15 protein-coding genes and 1 riboswitch are annotated in these 20554 nt (G+C 72.1%); of the genes, 6 read left to right on the top strand and 9 right to left on the bottom strand.

Features of this window, described 5'->3' with window-relative positions; translation table 11 throughout:
* Positions 1-138 precede the first annotated feature (138 nt).
* The gene (locus ABZX96_RS31910) at positions 139-795 is read right to left on the bottom strand and encodes a response regulator transcription factor (protein ID WP_355551111.1); all 657 of its coding nucleotides are present in this window, start codon (positions 793-795) and stop codon (positions 139-141) included.
* A gap of 481 nt (positions 796-1276) precedes the next feature.
* Here ABZX96_RS31910 and ABZX96_RS31905 point away from each other — a divergent pair, with 481 nt between their 5' ends.
* Entirely contained in the window at positions 1277-2362 is a 1086-nt protein-coding gene (locus ABZX96_RS31905; protein ID WP_355551109.1) for an ABC transporter ATP-binding protein, read from the top strand.
* Positions 2343-3143 (top strand): ABC transporter permease, encoded by an 801-nt coding sequence (locus tag ABZX96_RS31900; RefSeq protein WP_355551107.1) that lies wholly within the window; start codon positions 2343-2345, stop codon positions 3141-3143. The genes ABZX96_RS31905 and ABZX96_RS31900 overlap by 20 nt, the downstream gene beginning before the upstream one ends.
* Positions 3144-3384: 241 nt before the next feature.
* Here the strand turns inward: ABZX96_RS31900 and ABZX96_RS31895 are convergent, their stop codons facing one another.
* From ABZX96_RS31895 to ABZX96_RS31885, 3 genes are all read right to left on the bottom strand, one after another.
* Positions 3385-5031, bottom strand: a complete 1647-nt coding sequence (locus ABZX96_RS31895) for a histidine kinase (RefSeq protein ID WP_355551105.1) — start codon at positions 5029-5031, stop codon at positions 3385-3387.
* Between the two features lie 258 nt (positions 5032-5289).
* Positions 5290-6753, bottom strand: a complete 1464-nt coding sequence (locus ABZX96_RS31890) for a hypothetical protein (protein WP_355551103.1) — start codon at positions 6751-6753, stop codon at positions 5290-5292.
* 178 nt (positions 6754-6931) lie between these two features.
* Positions 6932-7228 (bottom strand): hypothetical protein, encoded by a 297-nt coding sequence (locus ABZX96_RS31885; RefSeq protein ID WP_355551101.1) that lies wholly within the window; start codon positions 7226-7228, stop codon positions 6932-6934.
* 867 nt (positions 7229-8095) lie between these two features.
* Between ABZX96_RS31885 and ABZX96_RS31880 the strand changes: the two genes are divergently transcribed.
* From ABZX96_RS31880 to ABZX96_RS31865, 4 genes are all read left to right on the top strand, one after another.
* Positions 8096-9052: an ABC transporter permease gene (locus ABZX96_RS31880; protein WP_355551099.1), complete on the top strand. Its 957-nt coding sequence runs from the start codon at positions 8096-8098 to the stop codon at positions 9050-9052.
* 295 nt (positions 9053-9347) lie between these two features.
* A complete protein-coding gene (locus tag ABZX96_RS31875; protein WP_355551097.1) occupies positions 9348-11138 on the top strand; it encodes an ABC transporter substrate-binding protein in 1791 nt (596 codons plus the stop codon).
* A 10-nt stretch (positions 11139-11148) separates the two neighbouring features.
* Entirely contained in the window at positions 11149-12141 is a 993-nt protein-coding gene (locus ABZX96_RS31870; RefSeq protein WP_355551095.1) for an ABC transporter permease, read from the top strand.
* A gap of 296 nt (positions 12142-12437) precedes the next feature.
* Positions 12438-14321: an ABC transporter ATP-binding protein gene (locus ABZX96_RS31865; protein WP_355551093.1), complete on the top strand. Its 1884-nt coding sequence runs from the start codon at positions 12438-12440 to the stop codon at positions 14319-14321.
* Positions 14322-14508: 187 nt separating this feature from the next.
* Here ABZX96_RS31865 and ABZX96_RS31860 read toward each other — a convergent pair whose 3' ends face one another.
* The 5 genes from ABZX96_RS31860 to ABZX96_RS31840 all read right to left on the bottom strand — a co-directional run bounded on the left by ABZX96_RS31860 (position 14509) and on the right by ABZX96_RS31840 (position 19343).
* Positions 14509-15564 (bottom strand): aminoglycoside phosphotransferase family protein, encoded by a 1056-nt coding sequence (locus ABZX96_RS31860; protein ID WP_355551091.1) that lies wholly within the window; start codon positions 15562-15564, stop codon positions 14509-14511.
* Positions 15565-15674: 110 nt separating this feature from the next.
* Positions 15675-16397 (bottom strand): (2Fe-2S)-binding protein, encoded by a 723-nt coding sequence (locus ABZX96_RS31855; RefSeq protein ID WP_355551089.1) that lies wholly within the window; start codon positions 16395-16397, stop codon positions 15675-15677.
* Positions 16394-17269 (bottom strand): ABC transporter ATP-binding protein, encoded by an 876-nt coding sequence (locus tag ABZX96_RS31850; RefSeq protein WP_355551087.1) that lies wholly within the window; start codon positions 17267-17269, stop codon positions 16394-16396. Before ABZX96_RS31850 ends, ABZX96_RS31855 begins: the two co-directional genes overlap by 4 nt.
* Positions 17266-18279: an iron ABC transporter permease gene (locus tag ABZX96_RS31845; protein WP_355551115.1), complete on the bottom strand. Its 1014-nt coding sequence runs from the start codon at positions 18277-18279 to the stop codon at positions 17266-17268. Before ABZX96_RS31845 ends, ABZX96_RS31850 begins: the two co-directional genes overlap by 4 nt.
* Before the next feature lie 74 nt (positions 18280-18353).
* Positions 18354-19343 (bottom strand): ABC transporter substrate-binding protein, encoded by a 990-nt coding sequence (locus ABZX96_RS31840; RefSeq protein WP_355551085.1) that lies wholly within the window; start codon positions 19341-19343, stop codon positions 18354-18356.
* Between the two features lie 660 nt (positions 19344-20003).
* Positions 20004-20197, bottom strand: a riboswitch (cobalamin riboswitch).
* Between the last annotated feature and the right edge of the window lie 357 nt (positions 20198-20554).

Here is a 20554-nt window from a genome sequence, read left to right as displayed (position 1 = left end):
GCCCCGGCTCCCACCCCGCCCGGCGGTGGGCGCCCCCGGGGCGGGGCCCCCCCCTCGCGGGGGCAGGGCGTGCCGGGCCCCCCACCCGGGGGCCCCCGCCATGCCGCCGGGGGCCCACGGGCCTTTTCTCGCGACGACCTACCGGTTCCGGTCGACCCAGCCCGCCTCGTACGCGGCCAGCGCCGCCTCCACCCGGTTGCGCACGCCGAGCTTGCCGAAGATGGCGCTGACGTGCGCCTTGACCGTCCCTTCGACGAGGTGCAGCCGCGCGCCGATCTCGGCGTTGGACAACCCGCCACCGAGCAGGGCCAGCACGTCGCGCTCCCGCTCGGTCAGCCGGTCCACCGGGTACCGGGACGCGCCGGCCGCCAACCTGCCGGTGTTCAGACCGGCGACGACCCGTGCGGCCACCTTCCGCGACAAGTACGCACCGCCCGCGGCCACCGCGTGCACACCCGCGATGAGCTCCCTCGGGTCGCCCGCCTTCAGCAGGAACCCGCCCGCGCCCTCACGCAAGGCGCGGGCGATGAAGTCGTCCTCCCCGAACGTGGTCAGCATCGCCACCGCCGTCCCGGGCACCTCCCGGTGAATCCGCGCGGTCGCCGCGATGCCGTCCAGCCGCGGCATCTGGATGTCCAGGACGGCCACGTCGGGCCGGTAGCGGCGCACTGCCTCGACGGCCTCGTCACCGTCGGCCGCCTCGGCGACGACCTCGATTCCGGGATCCTTCGAGAGGATCGCGCGGACCCCGGCGCGGATCAGCACCTCGTCGTCGGCCAGCAGCACTCGGATCATTGCGGGCGCCCGCCCCTTTCACCACGTCGATGGATGTGTCGCGGGGCCATCTTCTCGCGTCGGCCGTGCGGCCCGGCGGCACCGTACGGCAGTCGGCAGAGCTACCGGGCGGGCGGAAACGACGGTTGGCACGGCCGCTTTCCCGCTGGGGTCACGGTGGTCCTGCCGCCCACTCGACCTTGACGAAAGTAAGGGGTCATCTGCCGCAGGGCAGAACTCACGCCTGTCGAAAGGCAAGTCACTGCCTGACGAACGACCGATGTGCCCGTGATCCCGGAACTCCTACGGTGAATCACGAAGAGGACGAGCCGAGCGCACAAGCCGAACGGAAGGGACGGGCGGCTGACCTACCCCAGCCCAAGCCGCGCGGACGCCCGTACCGGACCAACGCACCAACCGAGCGCATCAGCCGAGCGCCTCAGCCGAGCGAACGAACCCGTCAACCGGCCCCGAGCCGACCCACCGATCCGAAAGGAGACGCGTGATCACCTTGAGAGGTCTGACCAAACGCTACGGCGGCACCACCGCTGTGGACGGGATGACCCTGGACATCACCGAAGGCCGGGTGACGGGCTTCCTCGGGCCCAACGGCGCCGGCAAGTCGACGACGATGCGCATGATCCTCGGGCTCGACCACCCGACCGAGGGGCAAGCCCTCATCAACGGCAAGCCCTACTCCTCACTGCGCCACCCGGTACGAGAAGTGGGCGCGCTGCTGGACGCGAAGGCGTTGCACCCGGGACGGTCGGCCCGCGCGCACCTGCGGGCCATGGCGCGCAGTAACGGCATCCCCGTGCGGCGGGTGGACGAGGTGCTGGAGGAGGTGGGACTGGCCACGGTGGCGCACCGGCGTGCCGGGGCCTTCTCGCTCGGTATGCATCAGCGGCTCGGTGTCGCGGGCGCGCTCCTCGGTGATCCGCGGGTGCTCATCTTCGACGAACCGGTCAACGGGCTCGACCCGGACGGCGTGCTGTGGGTACGCGAACTCGTCCGGTCCCTGGCCACCGAGGGACGCACCGTATTCCTCTCCAGCCACCTGATGAGCGAGATGCAACTGACCGCCGATCACCTCGTGGTGATCGGCCGGGGCAGGCTGCTGGCAGACGCCCCGATAGCCCACGTGCTGGCGAGCGGCGCGCCGGCCCGGGTGCGGGTGCGCTGTCCCCGTCCCGACGAGATACACGCCCTGGCTGACGAACTCCTGTCGTACGACGGCACCCAAGTGGCATGGAGCAGTCCGGACGAGCTCGTCGTCATGGGCCGGACCGTCGAGGAAGTCGGCGATCTCGCCCACGAGCGGGGAGTTCGGCTGCACGGACTGAGTGAGGAGACGGCATCACTGGAGCAGGCCTACCGGGAACTCACCTCGGACGCCGTGGAGTACGGCACACACGGACGAGCGCCCGGCGCACCCGAAGCGGCGTCCGGCGGACATGAAGCAGCCTCCGGCCCGCACGGAAGAGCCTCCGGCACGAGCAGACGAGGCCCCGGCACGTCCCACACCGCGCCCCGGATACCGGCACGGAAGGGCAGGGAGGGTAGGACCGATGTCGACCATCGTCACTGACAGCGCACGCGAACGCCCACCGATCGACCACTTCGGCGGCCGGTTCGGGCTCGCCGGTGCGCTCGCGGCCGAGTGGACCAAACTGTGGACCACCCGCACCGCGTACGTCTGCTTACCCGTGGCCGCCCTGCTCATGGCGGTGTTCACGTTCTATTACGGCTCTCTGGCCCGGATCAACGACGAGCCGGTCCAACCGGTCGGCAGCGCGCCCGTCAGCGCCGCCGTCCTGGTGCAGTTCGCCTTCGTCGTCCTGGCCATGACCACCGTGACGAGCGAGTACACCACCGGCTCCATACGCGCGTCCCTGCTGTGGGTGCCGGTCAGGGGGCGGCTCCAGTGGGCGAAGGCGCTCGTGGCCGGCGCGGTCTCGTTCTGCGGCGGGGTGGTGCTCGGTGTGCTGGGGACGACCGTGAGCTGGATGACCTTCCGCGGCCATGCGACGTTCGAACCCGCCGAGGCGATAGGGCAAGTGCTGTCGCTGGGGGCGTACTTGGCGGCGGTGGCGGTGCTCACCGTCGGGGTGTCCTTCGCCGTGCGGTCCGCCGCCGGGGTGCTGGCGCTCGTCAGCCTCCTGCTCGCGGGCCTGCCGATGGTTCTCCTGGGCCTGGGCGGGAAAACCCTGCTGACGATCAACGACTACTTGCCGCAGAGCGCGGGCGCCCACTTCATGAAGGGAGAAGGTGATACTTACGCCCCCGTGGTGGGCCTGGCCATCGTCGTGACATGGTCCGCGGCGGCCCATCTGACGGGCCTGATCGCACTGCGCCGCCGCGATGCCTGAGGACGCGGTGCCTGAGGACGCGATGCCTGAGGAGGTGATCGCCTTGCGCCGCACGTCGCCATCGCCCCTGACGACCCCACCGTTCCCCGACGCGACTTCCCCAGACGACACCATCGCCCCCGGGTAACGCCATCACCTGCCAGTGACGCCATCGCCTGCCGGTGACGGCATCGGGGGAACAGCGGAACGATGACGTCACCAGCGCCCACCCCCTGGGGCCGGTTCCTGAAAACGGCCGCGATCAAGAACCGTCCGCCCCGCGGGGCAGCACGTCCTTGGCGACGAGTCGGGAACCGGCGAAGCACAGCCGGTACACGTCCACCTCCTCCAGGAGGTTGCCGTTGGACCGGTAGAACTCGCAGGCGGAGCCGGGCGGTGTGGGCGCTGACCGCATGGCGGCGGACGGATAGGGGAACTGGCGCGCGGGCAGCACGTCCGCGAACCGCTCGCGCTGCTGGCCGGGGCGCAGCGCCTCGTAGGCAGTGGGCCGCAGGACGCACGTGGTCAGTTGGTAGGCGAGCAGTGCGGCGGCCGGGAGCACCGTGAGCCCGATCCCGGCCGGTACGAGGAAGGCGGCGGCGAACCGCAACCTGGCCCGGCGCCGCGCCACCGCGAGCTGGTGCGTGGACTCCTCCTCCTCGTGCATCGTCCGCCGGCCCGCGGTGAGCGACCGATCGGGACCCACCCGATCCGGCACGGTGGCCACCACTTCGAAGCCGCCGCCGCGCGGTCCGGCCCGCAAGGTGCCGCCGACGATCCGCACCCGCTCCCGCATCCCCGTCAGTCCGCGGTGCCCGGAGGCCCGGGCGGGCGCGGACTTCGACCCGCCGGGGGAGTTGACCACCCGCACCTCGGTCTTGCCGTCCTTGTGCGTGATCCGCACCCGCACCGCGCTGCCGGGGGCGTGCTTGGTGGCGTTGGTCAGCGACTCCTGCACCACCCGGTACACGGCCCGGTCGGCCAACGGAGCCAAGGCGGGGGCCTCGCCCTCGCGGTGCAGGGCGACCTCCACGCCGGACGCGCTCGCCCGGCGCACGAGTTCCTCCACGGATTCGGCGGGTGACGCGTCCGGCCCGGACTCCGTGCCCTCGCGCAGCACCCCGATGGTGTCCCGGAGGTGCTCGACGGCGTCCGAGACCGCCGAGCGCAACGCGGTGACATCGGCACGGTGCTCGTCCGTCAGCGCCGGTTCCAGTTCCAGAGCACCGGCGCGCAGTGCGATCAGGCTCAGCTCGTGGCCCAGCGAGTCGTGCATGTCGGCCGCGATCCGGGTGCGTTCGCGCAGCCGGGCCTGTTCCACGACCGACCGCTGCCGCTGCTCAAGGCTCACCGCCCGTTCCCAGCCGCCGCGCACCAGCGCCAGCCGGGCCCGTCGGTAGCAGCCGGCGAGCCACGGCAGCAGCAGCGCCCCCGGCACCAGCGTCACCGTGTAGAACCACCACACCGCACCGGTCCGCAGCAGGGCACACACCGCGAGATCGACCGCGACACAGCCACCGAGCACCAGCAACGCCGAGCGTGCGGACGCCGACCGGATGCCCAGCAGGTAGCTCATCACGGCCAGCGGCAGCAGGTACGGGCTCCCCGGACTGACCTGGTCCGTCAGGCCCAGCGCACACAGCCCGTTGACCGCCACCACGGCCGCACCGGGCCACCGGCGCCCGCCCGGAACCGCCACCGCCAGCACCACCACGGGCAGCACCACATCCAGCACCGCATCCAGCACCACGGAGGGCGTCGCGTCGCCCGCCTCCACGAACCAGGCGACACCCACCAGGGACAGCACGGCCCACAACGCCCCGTCACGGAACGCCGGCCCTTTCACCACCAGGGAAAGGGCCGCGAGGAAGCCCGCGCCCGCCCGGTCCTTCCCGTTTTGCCGTATCACCCGCCGAGATTATCGAAAGCCGATCAGCGGTGAGGGGCGTCGGTCCTCGGGCGTCCGTCCCCGCCGGTTCGATGTGGCGTAGGGGCTCGCCCCGGGGCCTACGCGGCACCACCCACCATGCCGTGGACCGCCACGACGCCTTCGCCGAAGGTGATCTCCCGCGCCGACGCCTTCGTCCCGCTGACGTGGCGGATGGCCGTCCGCACACAACGAAGCCGGGGGCGCCGCGCCACCGGACGGAGCCCTCGCGTGAGTTGCTCAGCGCAGGCGTCGCAGGAAGACGTCCCGCGCGCCGTTGGTGTCCCCGGGGACGAGTTCGGCGCTGTCGCTGTTGAAGACCACCCGGCGCCCGGACCGGTCGACGGAAGCGCCGTAGGCGCCTTCGGTGAGCGTGCCGCCATCGGGTGTGGTGCTCAGCCGGGTCACCGCTCCGGTCCGCAGGTCGCGGGCGAACACGTCCCAGGTGCCGTTGGTGTCTCCGGGAACGAGATCGGGCGCGTTGGAGGTGAAGTACGCGGTCCGGTGGTCGGCGCTGAGCCCTTCCCCGAACACGGTCCCGGTCGGCTGTCCGCCGTCCGGCCGTGCACCGAGCCGCAGCTGCGCACCGGTGCGCAGGTCGAGGGCGTAGAAACCCTGCAAGCCCGCCCGCTCCCCGGGCAGGACCGCTTGGCTGGTGCCGAAGAGGACGTACCGTCCATCAGGCGAGAAACGCAGGGTGTAGTGCACGTCCGCCGGGACGCCGTCCACGTTGTGCGCGCCCGCCCGGGTCTCCCCGGTCCGCAGGTCGTGGACGCCGAAGGCGCGGTACGGCTGCGGAGGGCGCTTCACGGAACCCTCATCCGCCGTCCGCGTGGGATTCCCCGGCCAGGGGAAGAGGTTCCTGGCTTCGGTCACGAACGCCACCCGGCGGCCGTCGGGGCTGATGACCGCGTCGGTGGAGACCCCCGTCCCCTGGGTGCCGTCACTGGCGACGCTGACGCGCTTCGTGGTGCCCTTCCACCGGTCGCGGACGAAGATGTCGGCCAGGCCGTTGGTGTCCCCGGGCACGAGATCGTCCCGCTTGGACGTGAAGGCGATGTAGCGACCGTTGGCGCTGATGGACGGTGTGAAGCTGTCACCCCGGGGCGCGCCCGCGGGCTGACGGGTGATCAGCTCGGTGGTGCCCTTCCACCGGTCGCGGAGGAAGATGTCGTCCCCGGCGTTGGTGTCGCTGGGATCGAGCGTCCGGGAGGGCGAGTCGAAGACGACGAAGCGACCGTTGGCGCTCACGGCCAGCGTGGCCCCCGGCACGTAAGCCGGTTCACCGTCCTGGCCCGCGCTGACCAGGTCGACCCGGCCGGTGCGCAGATCCTTGGCGTATATCTGCAACCCCACGCCGCCGGCCGCCTCGGGCACGAGGTTCGTGGCCTCGCTGATGAAGACGACGGTCCGCCCGTTCGCGCTGAGGACGGCGTCGAACGAACCCCCGTCACCCTGGCGCCCGTCCGGAGCGACGCTGACCCGCCGGATGTCCGCGCTCGCCGCCCCCCGTACCGCGGTCGTGCGGGCCGCCTCCGCGGTGGTCCGTGGCGTCGTCGCGCTCGTCCATGGCCGCGTCGTGGCGGGGCGTGTCGCCGTCGCGTCAGGTGCCGGTGAGGGCGAGGCGAGGGCGGAGGCGGGCAGCGTGACGGCGCACGCCCCCGCCACCACCGTCAGCGCGGCCTTGAGTCGCCAATGACGCATGGTGCCTCCCATGTCCGCTGGGCTCGTGTGACGGGTGAGACCAGCCAATCCGCCGCCGATCCCCGGGACAACGGCGGAATCGGCCATGCCCCGGGGTATTCCCTCCCGAATCAGCCGATGGGCGCGGCCCGTACACAGCCGCGGACACGGGCGGCAGCACGCTCGTGGGCCGTATCCCTCAGCGCCCCACCTCTTCGTAGCCGGTCTCCTCGCTGCCGATGAAGGTGAGAGCACGGCGGTCGAGGCCCAGCGCCGTCAGCAGAAGGTCGAGATCCGTGTCGACGTCCTCGGTGGTACGGGGCACCGAGACCAGCGTGCCTTGGCAGGAACTGCCTTCCAGGCGGTGCAAGGCGAAGTGCTCACCCTTCACGTGAACCATCGCGACATCGACGTGGCCCAGGTCCTCCCAGCTTCGTTCGACGCTGAGCCGCAGCCGTGCCGCCAGCGCCTCCAGAGGGGGAGCGAGTCCGGCCACGACGTGGAACGACCCTGAGACGTACCACCACAAGCTGAACTGCGAGGCGTGGTTGGGGTTGCCCGGACAGGCCGATGGCGCCGGCCCCCATCCCGGTTCCGGCCCCGGTACTTCCACGTGCCCCATCACGCCCACCACCCCCGATTTCCCAGGGCCACCGTATCTCTGCCCCGGAAAGGGACGGCATCCGTCCCCGGCCTTTGGTTGACGGGAATGACATGCCGATGCCCCAAGCCGACCGGCACGGCGTCAGACCGTGGGGAAGTGCCGAGTAAGCGGATATCGGAGACCCGATCCCTCCCCGTGGCGTTTTCACCCACCTGGTCAGTTGCATTGCACGGATCGTCTGTGCTGCCGGTGATAGGTGAGGGCCCTTCGGAATTGCCGGGAGACGGGTCGGCGGGGCTCGGTCGTGCGGGGGAGCGCCTCCTCCCTTCATTCCCGCCGAAGGTCTCCGGCATCAACGAAGGGAGGGGGCTATGGCAGGCAGGGAGCCGCTACGACCATCGAAAGATGGTTACAGGCGCGCAAGCAGCCTAATTTTCCAAGGCGTGTGAGGCGAGTCTCATGTGAAGCGGAACCGCTCTCCGTCGGGGGTGAAACGCCCGATAGCTCCCGACCTGATGTTGCTCAATGTTTCGGCAACATGAAAAAGCGTCGGTTTTGTTAAATACCGCGGAACTGATGTCCGGCAGGGCGGAAGGACGGGGATTGCCAAGTTCGGGACGGCTGGCTCTAATGATCGTCCGCAGCCGATGCAGAGTCAGCCAGGTCCGTTACCCGATCCGATCTGCGAACAGGACTGCCATCGGTTCCCCGATCCTCCCCGCGGCCGATTTCGACGAAGAAGCAGGAGTGCGCCCGCGCATGACCGAAATGCAGATACAGGAGTCCCGTGGTCCCCTCGCCGCGGCGCTCGGCGCGTTCCGGCGGGACCGGCTCGGGCTCGTCGCGGGCGGTGTGGTGCTGTTCTTCGTCGTGCTGGCACTGGCGGCACCGCTGATCGCCGCCGTGTACGGCAAGAACCCGGACGAGCATTACGGGCAGAACCTGCCGGGACTGCTGAGCGAGGAAGGGCTGCCGGTGCTGCCCAACGGCGGTATCTCGGGAGAGTTCTGGTTCGGCATCGAACCGGGGCTCGGCCGCGACGTCCTGACCCAGCTCCTGTACGGAATCCGGACCTCGCTGCTGGTCGCGGTGGTGGCCGTCGCGATCATCGCGGTGGTCGGGGTCGTGCTCGGGGTGACCGTCGGTTACCTCAGCGGGCTGGCGGACCGGGCGTTCACCTTCGTCTGCAACGTTCTGCTGGCCTTCCCGACTCTGCTGCTGCTCCTCGCGCTGAGCCCGGTCATCCAGACCCGGTTCGTGCCGCCCGGGGAGAACGAACCCGCCTGGATGCAGTTCACGGTGCTCGTCCTAGTCTTCTCGGCGTTCGGCTGGGTGCCGCTGGCGATGGTGCTGCGGACGACCGTGCGGTCCCTGCGTGAACGGGAGTTCATCGAGGCGGCACGGGCCGTGGGCGCCGGTCGTCGGCACATCGTGCTGCGCGAGTTGCTGCCCAACGTCTGGGCGCCGGTGCTGGTGCACATCACCTTGGCGCTCCCGGGCATCGTGACGGCCGAGGCCGCGCTTTCCTTCCTGGGGGTCGGCATCAGCGAGCCGATCCCGGACTGGGGACGCATGATCGCCCGCGGCGCCGAGGTCTTCTACGACGACCCGACCTACATGTTCTTCCCCGGCGTGACGATCCTCGTCTTCGTCCTCGCCTTCAACCTGCTGGGCGACGCCGTCCGCGACGCCCTCGACCCACGGACCGGCCGCTGAACCGGCCGCGTCTCCTGGTCACCGCGACGGGTCCGCAGCCGTCGGTCCGGCCACCCAGCCGCTCCATCACGACGTAAGAGGCGCAGGAGCCCCCACCCCGCTCACGTCAGGAGCAGGGCCCCGCAGGCCGCCGATCCGCTCGTCGTGCCCGTCACACGTCCTCGTCAGTCAGCGAAAAGCAACTCGCCGAGGACCGCCGGAGCGGCTGCCGAGCCCTGTCAAGGCACCTCCGCGCCCGCTTCCCCCTTTTTTCACCACCGTGCGTACCACGCCCCCACCCACAAGGGAGATCACCATGCCCCGCACCAACCGCCGTCCCCACCCCGCGGCACGGGCGGTCCCGGCCATCCTCGTCAGCGCCGCGCTGCTGTGCTCCTGCTCGGCGGGCGCCGGCGCGGGAGGGGCGAAGGCGGAGCACGGGAAGGAAGCCAAGCTGTCCGCGCTGCTGGGGACCGCGCAGGACAGTGCGGGCCCCGCGCCGGCGGTCTCCGGGGCCCGGTCCGGCGGCACGGTGCACATCCTCAACCCGACCGATGCCCCGCACCTGGACCCGCAGAAGGTCTACAGCGGGGAGACGTTCAACACCTCCCTGCTCTGGGGGCGTCAACTCACCCAGTACCAGGTGGTCGACGGCAAGCCGAAACTCGTCGGTGACCTGGCCACGGACCTCGGCCGGCCTTCGGACGGCGGGCGCACCTGGACCTTCACCCTCAAGAAGGGGATCGCCTGGGAGGACGGGAAGCCGGTCACCGCCGCGCACGTCAAGTACGGCATCGAGCGGACCTTCGCGCCCGGGTTCGAGGTCGGGCCGTCCTACTGGCCGATGTGGCTCACCGGTTCCGACGACCTGACGGCGGCGGTGAAGAAGTACCGCGGCCCCAAGGACGGCCATCTGAAGGTCGGCGGCCGGGACGCCATCGAGACCCCGGACGACCGGACGCTGGTCTTCCACTTCCCCAAGCCGCAGTCGGACGTGTCCTTCATGGCCACGCAGTCGGCGTCCTCGCCCGTCCGGCCCGACAAGGACACCGGGACGCGCTACGACGTCAAGCCGTTCGCCACCGGCCCGTACCGGATCGTCGAGCACCGGCAGAACCACTCCATGACGCTGGAGCGCAACCCCCACTGGAAGGCGGAGACCGACCCGATCCGGCACCAGTACGTGGACCGCTTCGAGTTCATCTTCGGGAAGAAGGCGGTCAACTCCGGTCAGGAGATCCTTACCGGCCGGGGAGACGGGGCCGACAGCACCAGCACGGACCGCGACGGCCTGGCGCCGGAACTGTTCGCCGAGGCCGAGCGCGACCCGAAGAAGAAGGACCTGGTGGTGGGCGGGCGGCGCGGGGCGTACACCACCGCCCTGCGGATCAAGAACACCCGCGTGCCCGACCCGGCCGTGCGCAAGGCCATCCACTACCTCTTCCCGCGCCGGCAGATCCGCCAGGTCCTGGGCGGCCCGCGCGCCGGCGACCTCGCCACCACCCTGTCCTCGCCCGCCGTGGCGGGCTGGCGGGCGTACGACCTGTACCCGGTGGCGCCGACCGGCGACATCGCCAAGGCCAAGGAGTACCTGCGGAAGGCGAAGAAGCCGGTGACGCGGCTGACGTACGCCTACGAGAGCACGCCGGTCAACGACCGGGTCGCGCAGGTGCTGGCGGACGCCTTCCGGGAAGCCGGCATCGAACTGGTCCGCAAGCCGCTGAGCGAGGCCGCCTTCTTCGACCAGGTCTTCCGCGGCCCGGCCCCGTACGACCTGTGGATGAACACCACGTCGGTGAACTGGCCCACCGCCGGCACTCTGCTGCCGGAGTCCTTCCACAGCGAGTTGGACGCCCTGTCCAACGAGACCCGCTACCGCAACCCGCACGTCGACCGGGAACTGGAACGCATCGCCGGCATCGGGGACCTCCGGAACAAGACCGCGGAACTGCTGGAGCTGGAGCAGACCGTGATGAAGGACGTGCCGGTCGTACCGTTCCTGAACGCCCGCACCGCCCAGGCGCACGGCGCGAACGTCGGCGGCGCCTTCATCCACCCGATCTACGGCACCATCAGCCCCGCCTGGCTGTACCTGAAGAAGGCGTGAGCCGCCGACCATGCCCACCTACCTGATCCGCCGCTGCCTCCAAGCGGCCGTGGTGCTGCTGGCGATCTCCGCCACCGCCTTCGCCCTCTTCTACGCGGCCCCCGCCGACCCGGCGCTGATCGCCTGCGGCCCCCAATGCGACACCGCGCAGGTCGAAGCGGTCCGGCACAGCATGGGCCTGGACCGGCCGCTGCTCGCGCAGTACGCCGAGTACCTGCGCGGCCTGGTGGCCGGCCGCACCATCGCCGACGTGGACGGCACCCCGATCGCCTGCCCCGCCCCCTGCCTGGGCTACTCCTACACGCTGCACGAACCGGTACGGGAGGCGATCACCGGGCGGTTCCCGGTGACGCTCTCCCTCGCGGCCGGCGCGCTCCTCGTCATCCTCGTCCTCGGCATCGGCGCCGGGTTCGTCTCCGCGCTGCGCCGCGGCACCGTCACCGACCGGCTGCTGTCCGGCTTCACGCTCGTCGGTGCCAGCGTCCAGATCTACTTCCTGGGCTACGCGCTGCAGTACCTGCTGGTGTACGGCACCGGCCTGCTCCCGCTGCCCGGCTACACCCCGCCCGGCGAGGACCTGGCGGCCTGGGCCGGCGGGTTGCTGCTGCCCTGCCTGGTGCTCGGCTTCGTCAACGCCGCCGTCTTCGCCCGGCTCTCCCGCGCGCAGATGCTGGAGGTCATGCACGAGGGGTACGTGCGCACGGCGCGCGGCAAGGGCCTGGGCACCCTGCGCACCCACCTGAAGTACACCTCGCGTGGGGCGGCGGCGCCGCTGGTGCAGCTGCTCGGCCTGGAGGTCGGGGCGCTGCTGGGAGGCGCGTTCATCACCGAAACGGTCTTCGGGCTGAGCGGCGTCGGCAAACTCGCCGTCGACGCCGTCACCCAGAACGACCTGCCCACCGTCGTGGGCACCGTCCTGCTCGCCGCGTTCTTCGTGGTGGTGTTCGTCGCGGTCGCGGACCTGGTGGTCGCGTGGCTCGATCCGAGAGTGAGGCTGGCGTGAGTGCCGCGGGGTTCGTCGTGCCGGGCGGGTTGCCCGGGGCCGGGGCGCCGGACCGGCGCGGGGCTGGGGGCGCGGATCGGCGCCGAGGCCCGGCCGCCCGCACTGCGGGAGCGGGCTTGTCCGGGGCCGGGTCCGGGGCGCCGGGGAGCGCGGGGGCTGCCGTGCGGAGGACGGGAGAGGAGAGCGCGGTGCGAAGGGAGCCGAGGCCGGTGGAGCCTGTGCGGACCACCGGACCGGTGAGGCGTACGGGGACGAGCTCCGCGGCCGATCGGGAAGTCGTAAGGACGGGGACAGGGATGCGTACGGACGCGAGCGTCGCGGCGCGCGCCGAGGCGGGGCCCCGGACCGGCGCCGAGGCCCGGCCGCCCGCGCTGCGGGTCCGGGGGCTGAGCGTGTCCTTCACCGGCCCGCGCGGCACCGTCACCGCCGCCGAGGACGTGACCTTCGACCTGGCCCCCGGCGAAGTGCTGGGGCTGGTGGGCGAGTCGGGCTCCGGCAAGTCGACCGTGGGGCTGGCGGCGATGGGGCTGCACGATCCCGCGCGGACCCGGATCACCGGCAGCGTGGAGGTCGGCGGAACGCCCGTCACCGGGGCGCCCGAGGCGACGCTGCGGGCGGTGCGCGGCGCGCGCATCGCCATGGTCTTCCAGGACGCGCTGGCCTCCCTGTCGCCCTTCCACACGGTCGGCGCGCAGCTCGCCGAGGCGTACCGCCTGCACCACGGGGACCTCGGGCGGAAGGCCGCGCGGGAGCGCGCCGTGGAGATGCTCGAACGGGTCGGCATCCCGGCCGCGCGCGCCCGCGACCACCCCCACCGGTTCTCCGGCGGCATGCGGCAGCGCGTCATGATCGCCATGGCGCTGATCAACGATCCGGACGTGCTGATCGCGGACGAGCCGACCACGGCGCTGGACGCCCGGGTGCAGCGCCAGGTGCTGGACCTGCTGGCCGAGTTGCAGAAGGAGCACGGCACGGCCGTCCTGCTGGTGACCCACGACGTGGGCGTGGTGGCGCACACCACCGACCGGATGCTGGTGATGCGCGGCGGACGCATGGTGGAACTCGGCCCGACCGCGCGCCTGCTGACGGCCGCGTCGGCCCCGTACACCCGGGCCCTGATCGGCGCGGCGCCCTCCCTGAGGACGGAACCGGGGACCCGGTTGCCCACGGTGGAGGACGCGGAGCCGGGGGCGGCCCCGGGCGGCGGGACGCCGACCGCGGTCCCGTGGGCTGCGGGGAGCGGAGCTCGCGGCGGGACGGGAGACGCGGCAGACCTCCGCAACGGGATCCCGGTCGCGTTCCGCGGCGGCTCGGCGAGCGGGGTCCCGGGGGCCTCCCGGGGCGGGACGACGGTCGCCGCCGTCCCGGTCCCGGAAAGCGGCGACCCGCCCGTACGCCGCCCCCTGGCCGAGATCACCGGCCTGAGCGTGCGCTTCGGCGGCGGCCGGACCCCACTGGGACGGCGCCGCGACCCCACCCACGCCGTGCGCGACGTCACCCTCACCATCGGCGAGGGCGAGACGCTCGGCCTGGTCGGCGAGTCCGGCTCCGGCAAGTCGACCACGGCGCGGGTGCTCGCCGGACTCCAGCGGCCGACCTCGGGCACCGTACGGTTCGACGGCCGCGACATCGGGCGGGCCGCCGTGGACACCCGGCTGCGCCGCGAGCTGAGCCGGGCGGTGCAACTGGTCTTCCAGGACCCGTACGCCTCGCTCAATCCCCGCCGCACGGTCGAGGAGATCGTCACCACGCCGCTGCGGGTGCACACCCGGCTGGACCGGTCCGCGCGCCGGGCGCGCGCCGCCGAACTCCTGGAACAGGTCGGGCTGGAGGCCCGCCACCTGCCGCGCTACCCGCACGAGTTCTCCGGCGGCCAGCGCCAGCGCATCGGCATCGCCCGCGCGCTGGCCCCGCGTCCCCGCCTGGTCATCGCCGACGAGCCGGTCTCCGCCCTCGACGTGTCCGTGCAGGCGCAGGTCCTCAACCTGCTCATGGACCTGCGGGCCGAGCTGGGCCTGTCGCTGCTCTTCGTCTCCCACGACCTGGCCGTCGTACGGCACTTCTGCGACCGCGTCGCGGTGATGCGGCGTGGGGAGATCGTCGAGACCGGCACCCGGGAGGAGGTCTTCGACCGGCCGCGCGCCGCCTACACGCGCGAGTTGCTGGCGGCGACGCTGTAGTTCCGGGCCGGGGCGGCCTCGTGCCGCTGCCCCGGGGAGGGGGCGGGGCGGCGGCACGCGTCCGAGGCGATCGTGGTGGGAGCACCGCGCGTGTGCCCGACGGTTCGGCAACGGCATGTCCTTTGACGAGGCGCTGCCCATGCCGCCCGAAGAGGCGGCGGTCTTCTCCACAGAAGCGGCGGTCTTCCTAAAGAGGCGGCGACGTGAACACATCCAGCAGCCATCGGGCGCTTTCCGCCTCGCCCGCCGTCCCCGGGGCGCCGGACGGCTCCGGGAAGAGACGGCCCCAGGAGCAGGACCGGCCGATCGCGCCGAGCCGCCACGCCAGGCTCACCGCGCGCCGCAGCTCCGCCCGCGTGCGGCCGTCTCCCGTCCACGGCTCCAGGTAGGCGTCCCGCAACCGGGGCAGCACCTCGGGCCCGTACCGGTCGCACGCCGCCTGAGCGGGGACCGGCAGGCTGCAGAAGGGATGGGTGACGTTCGCGTCACCCCAGTCGAAGAAGACGAAGCGGCCCGAGGGAACGGCGAAGAGCTGGCCCGCGTGCAGGTCACCGTGGTCGAGGGAATCGGCGATGCCGACGCCCGCCAGCTCCGCGCACCACTCGGCGAGCCGGGGCCGCAGCGCCCGTAGCGCCGCGCGGTCGTCGGCCCCCAGCACGGCGTTACCGGCGACGAGCCGGTCGAAGGCCTCGGGGAGCGCGGCCGTGCGCGCGCTCGGGACGCCGAGCCGCTCCATCGCGCGGACCTGCGGCATGACGGCGCGTTGCAATTCCGCGTACTGGCGCAGCGGTTCCTCCCAGGCGCGCGGGTCGTCGGGAACGTGGTCCAGCGCGTCCTTGAAGAGGGGCCCACCGTCCGGGAGCAGCGACCACCCGCGGCCCGGGTCGACGGCGAGTGGCCGCAGGACGTGCTCGGGGACCCACCCGGCCAGCGCCTCGGTCAGGCCCGCCTCGAAGAGGCTCGCCGGCGGATTGGCCTTGAACCACACGGCACCGGGCCGCGCGTCGGTGTGAGTGGGCGTGCCGGTGCCCGCAACCGAGATCTTCACCAGCACGGACCACGGCCGCAGCCGCACTTTCTCCAGCCCGGTCGCGCGCAGCCCGTGCGCGGCCAGCTCCCCCGCGGCCCACTCCAGCGCCGCTCTCCGCCAGTCCGGCCCTTCCCAGGGGGTCACGGCGTCCTCGTACCGTCCGCGATCCACTGCACACGGCCCCTGGTCCCTTTCGTGCCGTCTCTCGCCCATTTCATCTCGTCCGTGAGACACGGCCTCCCGCGTGTGATGGCGCATGACGCCACTCCATCACCGCGCCCACCGTGCCTTCACCGCTTTTCGGCGCCCCGCCCCGGGCACGTTCACCCGGCCAGCCCGCAGTCCCCGCACTTCACGCCAAGGGGAACGCGGTAGTACAGACAGCAGCTCCGGCGCCGAAAGCTCAGGTCCGGGCCGGTGACGTGCCCGGTCCCGGCCAGCCTCCCCGTACGGAGCAGCGTCCCGACGAGGTCCGTGAGCGGTTCGCGGACGTCGGGCCGGGCGGCGAGGATCGCTCGGGCGGCCTCGGCCAGGGCGGAGGCCGCGTTGCCGTCCAGCAGGCGGCGGGCCACCTTGACGCGCAGGCCGGCGGCCAGCGGTTCCAGGTGCCGGACCATCACCACCTCGTACAGCGTGTCCGCGAGCCGGGGGAGGTCATCGGCGCGCCATCCGGCAGGAGCGACCGGCAGCCGCAGGGCCGGGCCGTGGTCGGCGCGGCGCAGCCCGGCCAGGTCGGGCACGACGCCGTGCAGGACGGCGCAGGCGAGCACCGGCGACCAGAGGCGGGCGGCGTGCCCGAGCTGCACGATGGAGGCGGCGACGCGCGGTTCGCGGGTGCCGTACCGGGCGACGCGCGCCGCGATCAGATCGTCCAGGCCCCGGGCGTAGGACGTGCCGACCGGATGCCATCCCTCCTCCACGTCCCCCAGCTCGACCGCGAAGAACGGCCCGAGCGCGGCGACCTCCGCCAAGGCCGGGGCGACCGACCCCGAGGCGTCCGATCCGGCCGGGGCCCGCGGCACGGAATCCCGGTCGGTGACCCTCACTCCACCCTCCCCACCGGTCCGGCGCCGGGCAGCAGCGTGACGTGCGGGACGCCGGTCACCGGGTGCTCGGTCACCTCGGCATCCACCCGGTAGACCTCGGCCAGCAGCGCCGGTGTGAGGACCTCCCGGGGCGTGCCGAGGGCCACCACCCGCCCTTCCGCCATCACACAGATCCGGTCGCAGAAGGCGGCGGCGAGGTTGAGGTCGTGCAGGGCGATCACGGCGGTGACGCCGAGCCCGCGGACGAGCCGCAGCACGTCGAGCTGGTGGCGCAGGTCCAGGTGGTTGGTCGGCTCGTCCAGCACCATCGTCCCGGCGCGCTGGGCCAGGGCGCGGGCGATCAGGACCCGCTGCTTCTCGCCGCCCGACAGCCGGGGGAAGGGGGCGTGCGCGAGGCCGGCGACGTCGAGCCGTTCCAGCGCCTCCATGATGATGACGCGGTCCGCGGCACCGTCCCCCTCGAAGGCCCGCTTGTGCGGGGTGCGGCCCATGGCCACGACGTCGTGGACGGTCAGTTCGAAGTCGCCCGGGGCCTCCTGGAGGACGGCCGCGAGCCGGCGCGCCAGCGTCTTGCCCGGCAGCCGTCGCACGTCCTGGCCGTCCAGCAGGACCCGTCCCGACGTCGGGCGCAGCGCCCGGTAGACGGTGCGCAGCAGGGTCGACTTGCCGGCACCGTTGGGACCGGCGAGCCCCACCACCTCCCCGGGAGCCACCCGCAAGGTCACCTGGTCCACCAGCGCCCTGCCGTCCACCACGACCGAGACGTCCTCGGCGGCCAGCGCACCCGGCGCCGTCAGCGCGTCGTCCGTGGCCGCACCGTGCGTCGGCCCCCCGTCCGTCACCGCACCACGCGTCGTCATGCCGTCCGTCATTGGGCCCTCCGTCGCATCAACCACAGGAAGAACGGGCCTCCGACCAGCGCCGTGAGGATGCCCACCGGGATCTCCTCGGGGCTCATGAACGTGCGCGCGGCGAGGTCGGCGGCGATCAGGAAGGCGGCGCCGAGCAGCGCCGCGGCGGGCAGCGCCCGGCGGTGATCGGCGCCCACCAGCAGCCGCACCACGTGCGGCATGATCAGGCCGACGAAACCGATCTGGCCGCTGACCGCCACGATCGTGCCGATCATCAGCGCGACCAAAGTGAACAGCGCGGCGCGGAAACGGTGCACGTCCAGGCCGAGCGCCACGGCGGCCTCCTCACCGGCCAGCAGGAGGTTGAGCGGACGGCAGACACCGAGCAGCACCGCCGTGCCGATCAGGACCGCCGCGGCGGGCACCCAGACCATCGGCCAGGTCGTCCCGGCCAGCCCGCCGAGCATCCACCGCAGCGCCGACTGCGTCTTGTGCGGATCGTCCGAGGTGACGAGGAAGAAACTGGCCAGCGCGGAGAGCACCTCGGCCGTCGCCACGCCCGCGAGCACCAGCCGCACGGTGGTCATCCGCCCGCCCGATTGGGCCAGGAGGTAGACGGCGACCAGCGCGACCAGGGCGCCGATGAACGCGGCGACGGGCAGCGAGAACATGCCGAACAACGTGAGGTGGAACACCATCACCACCACCGCGCCGACCGTCGCGCCCGAGGAGACGCCCAGGAGCATGGGGTCGGCCAGGGGATTGCGGACGAGCGCCTGCAACGCCATGCCCGCGACCGCCAGCCCGGCCCCCACCACACCGGCCAGCAGGACCCGAGGCAGCCGGACGTCCATGACGATCGTCTCCCGGGCCGCGGACCAGGTCGGCTCGGCCAGCCCCGGATGCACCCGGTGCAGCAGGATGCCCCACACCTGATCGGCCGGAACACTGATCGAACCGGCCGCGACGCCGAACGTCGCGGCGAGGACCACCAGGACCCCGAACAACCCGAGGACGAGTCCGTAGGGCAGCGTCCGACGCCGGACCCCGGCATCCGTGACCGCCGTCCGCCGGTCGCGCTTCTCCCGCACGCCGCTGACGCCGATCACCGGAAGCGCCCTGGGTGGAGCTGGCGCGCCAGCGACTCCACGCCGGAGGGCACCCGCACACCGAGCACCGTCGACGACAACGGCAGCACGGCGAACCGCTTGTTCTTGATGGCCGGTACGTCCTTGAGCGCCGGGTTGGAGAGCAGGAACTTCTTCTTGTCCTCGACGGGCTGGTCCCCGTAGTCGTAGATCACGATGACCTCCGGCGCGCGCTCGGCCACCTGCTCGAACGACACGTCACCGAAGGACTTGCGCAGGTCCGCGAACAGGTTCACCCCGCCGGCCCGCCGGATCATCTCCGCGCCGACGCCGGCGCCGCCCGCGGTGAAGGCCGTCTTCTCGCCGCTGTCGTAGACGAAGACCTTGACCGGCGTGACACCGGCCAACTTGTCCCGAACCCGGTCCAGCGTCCCGTGCAGCTTCTTCAGCTCCCGCTCGGCGCGCTCGGGGACACCGAAGATCTTGGCGACGTTCCGGATCTCCGTGTCCATCGTGTCCATCGTCACCGGGCCCTTCGGGCACGCCTCGACATTCACGTACGAGTTGATCCCGGCGTCGCGGAGAGCGGCCCGCCCACGCCCCTCCTTCTCCTCGAAGGAACTGGTGAACCCGCCGTAGGCGAAATCCGGTTCGACCGCCAGCAGCGCCTCGAAGGAGGGGTAGGTGTCCGCGAGCACCTTGATCTTTCCGTAGGCGTCCCGGTATTCCGGCAGGATCCGGTCATCGAGGAACGCGGTACCCACCATCCTCTTCTCCAGCCCGAGGGCCAGCATGACCTCGGTGACGTGCTGGTTCAGCGACACCGCTCGCCGCGGAGGCGACGTGTAGGTGGTCCGCACGCCGCAGTTGTCCACCGTGACCGGGAATCCCTTGGCGGGGGTGGCCGCCGGCGCGGCCTCGTCCCGGGCGGCGGCACCGCCGCAGCCGGACATCAACAAGGCCGCGGAGACGGCCAGCAGCACGGACATCGGGCGTTTGCCCATCATGGGACGGGTCCTCTCGTCGCAGGGGAACGGCGGGTTCTCATCGAGGGCGGCGGGCCGGGAGGAGCCGCGCCGGGGTGGGCAGGGGAAGGCGCGCGGGGCGGGACGGCAGGAGGCGGAGGCGTGGGGGCCGAGGCGTGGGGGCCGAGGCGTGGGGGCCGAGGCGGCGCGGGGCAGGCAGCACGGGGACATCGGAGCACCCCGTGCGCGTCCGCGCCGTGGTGTCCTCGGGTTCGACCCGGTCGGCCGGGGCGAAACAGCTGGTGTCGTGACAGCGGTGCGGCTGCGGGGCCGAGGCGTGGCACGGAGACGATCACGGGGTTCCCAGCCCGCGCCGGAACAGCGGCTGACGGGCCGAGCAGCACCGACGGTCCTGCCACACCAGCGGTCGCGCCGCACGGGCGGTCCGTGGCACCAGCAGTCAGGGCGGCCACGGGGCACGGGCAGGCGCACGCGAACGCCGCTAGGGCATCGCGGAACTCGTATGACGCGGCCTCGTCGGCGCGGGCGGTCGCCATCCTCTTCGCTCAGCCAACACCGGCCGGCCGGAGGCCGCCGTGGCGGCGTCCCGGCGTACGACGGCACGGCACCAGGCCGTGCCGGGGTGCACAAACCCCATGGGCATGCGGACAAGCCCTCCCTCTGGGGAAATCCGCCCCAGTTCCTACGAGGAGGCGACCGCGTGAGTCTCCTGGCTCTCGGGTCGATGCTCGTCCCGGCCTTCCCACCCGCACGCGGGCAGTGGCCTGTGGGGGATCCGCTCGCCGATCACAGTGGCGGGACCGCGCCGGATTCACACCGGCTTCCTCGTTCCGCCGTCGCCTTTACGCCTGACATCATTGACAGAAATGCAGACGGTAGCACATGGCCGATAGGCGCATGACCCGGGAGTGCGGTCACGTTGTGCGGCGATATGCGGGACCGCTCGTCGACGTGGTGCCGGGCAATCCGACGGTGGGTAACGACCTGGCGATCCCTGCCGACTTGGGACGTGAGTCCCGTGCCCCGACAGCGGCGCGACCACATGACTGGCGGTCACTCCGCAAGGAGCTGACCTGCGGACCTGCTCTCTTCAGGAGCTCTGACCCGGCCGTGGAATGGGAGCGGAAACACAACGGGAGAACCGTCCACGGTCAGCGAATCCATATCTGCGCCCGGTGTTCACCCATTGTCCCGGGAAAGCGAATCGCTCTCCTTTGGTGAGCGGCCTGCTG

The sequence above is a fragment of the Streptomyces sp. NPDC003077 genome (assembly GCF_040611095.1).
Lineage (GTDB): Bacteria > Actinomycetota > Actinomycetes > Streptomycetales > Streptomycetaceae > Streptomyces.
Note: the sequence above shows the minus strand (reverse complement) of the source record. Positions and strands in the feature narration are given on the sequence as shown.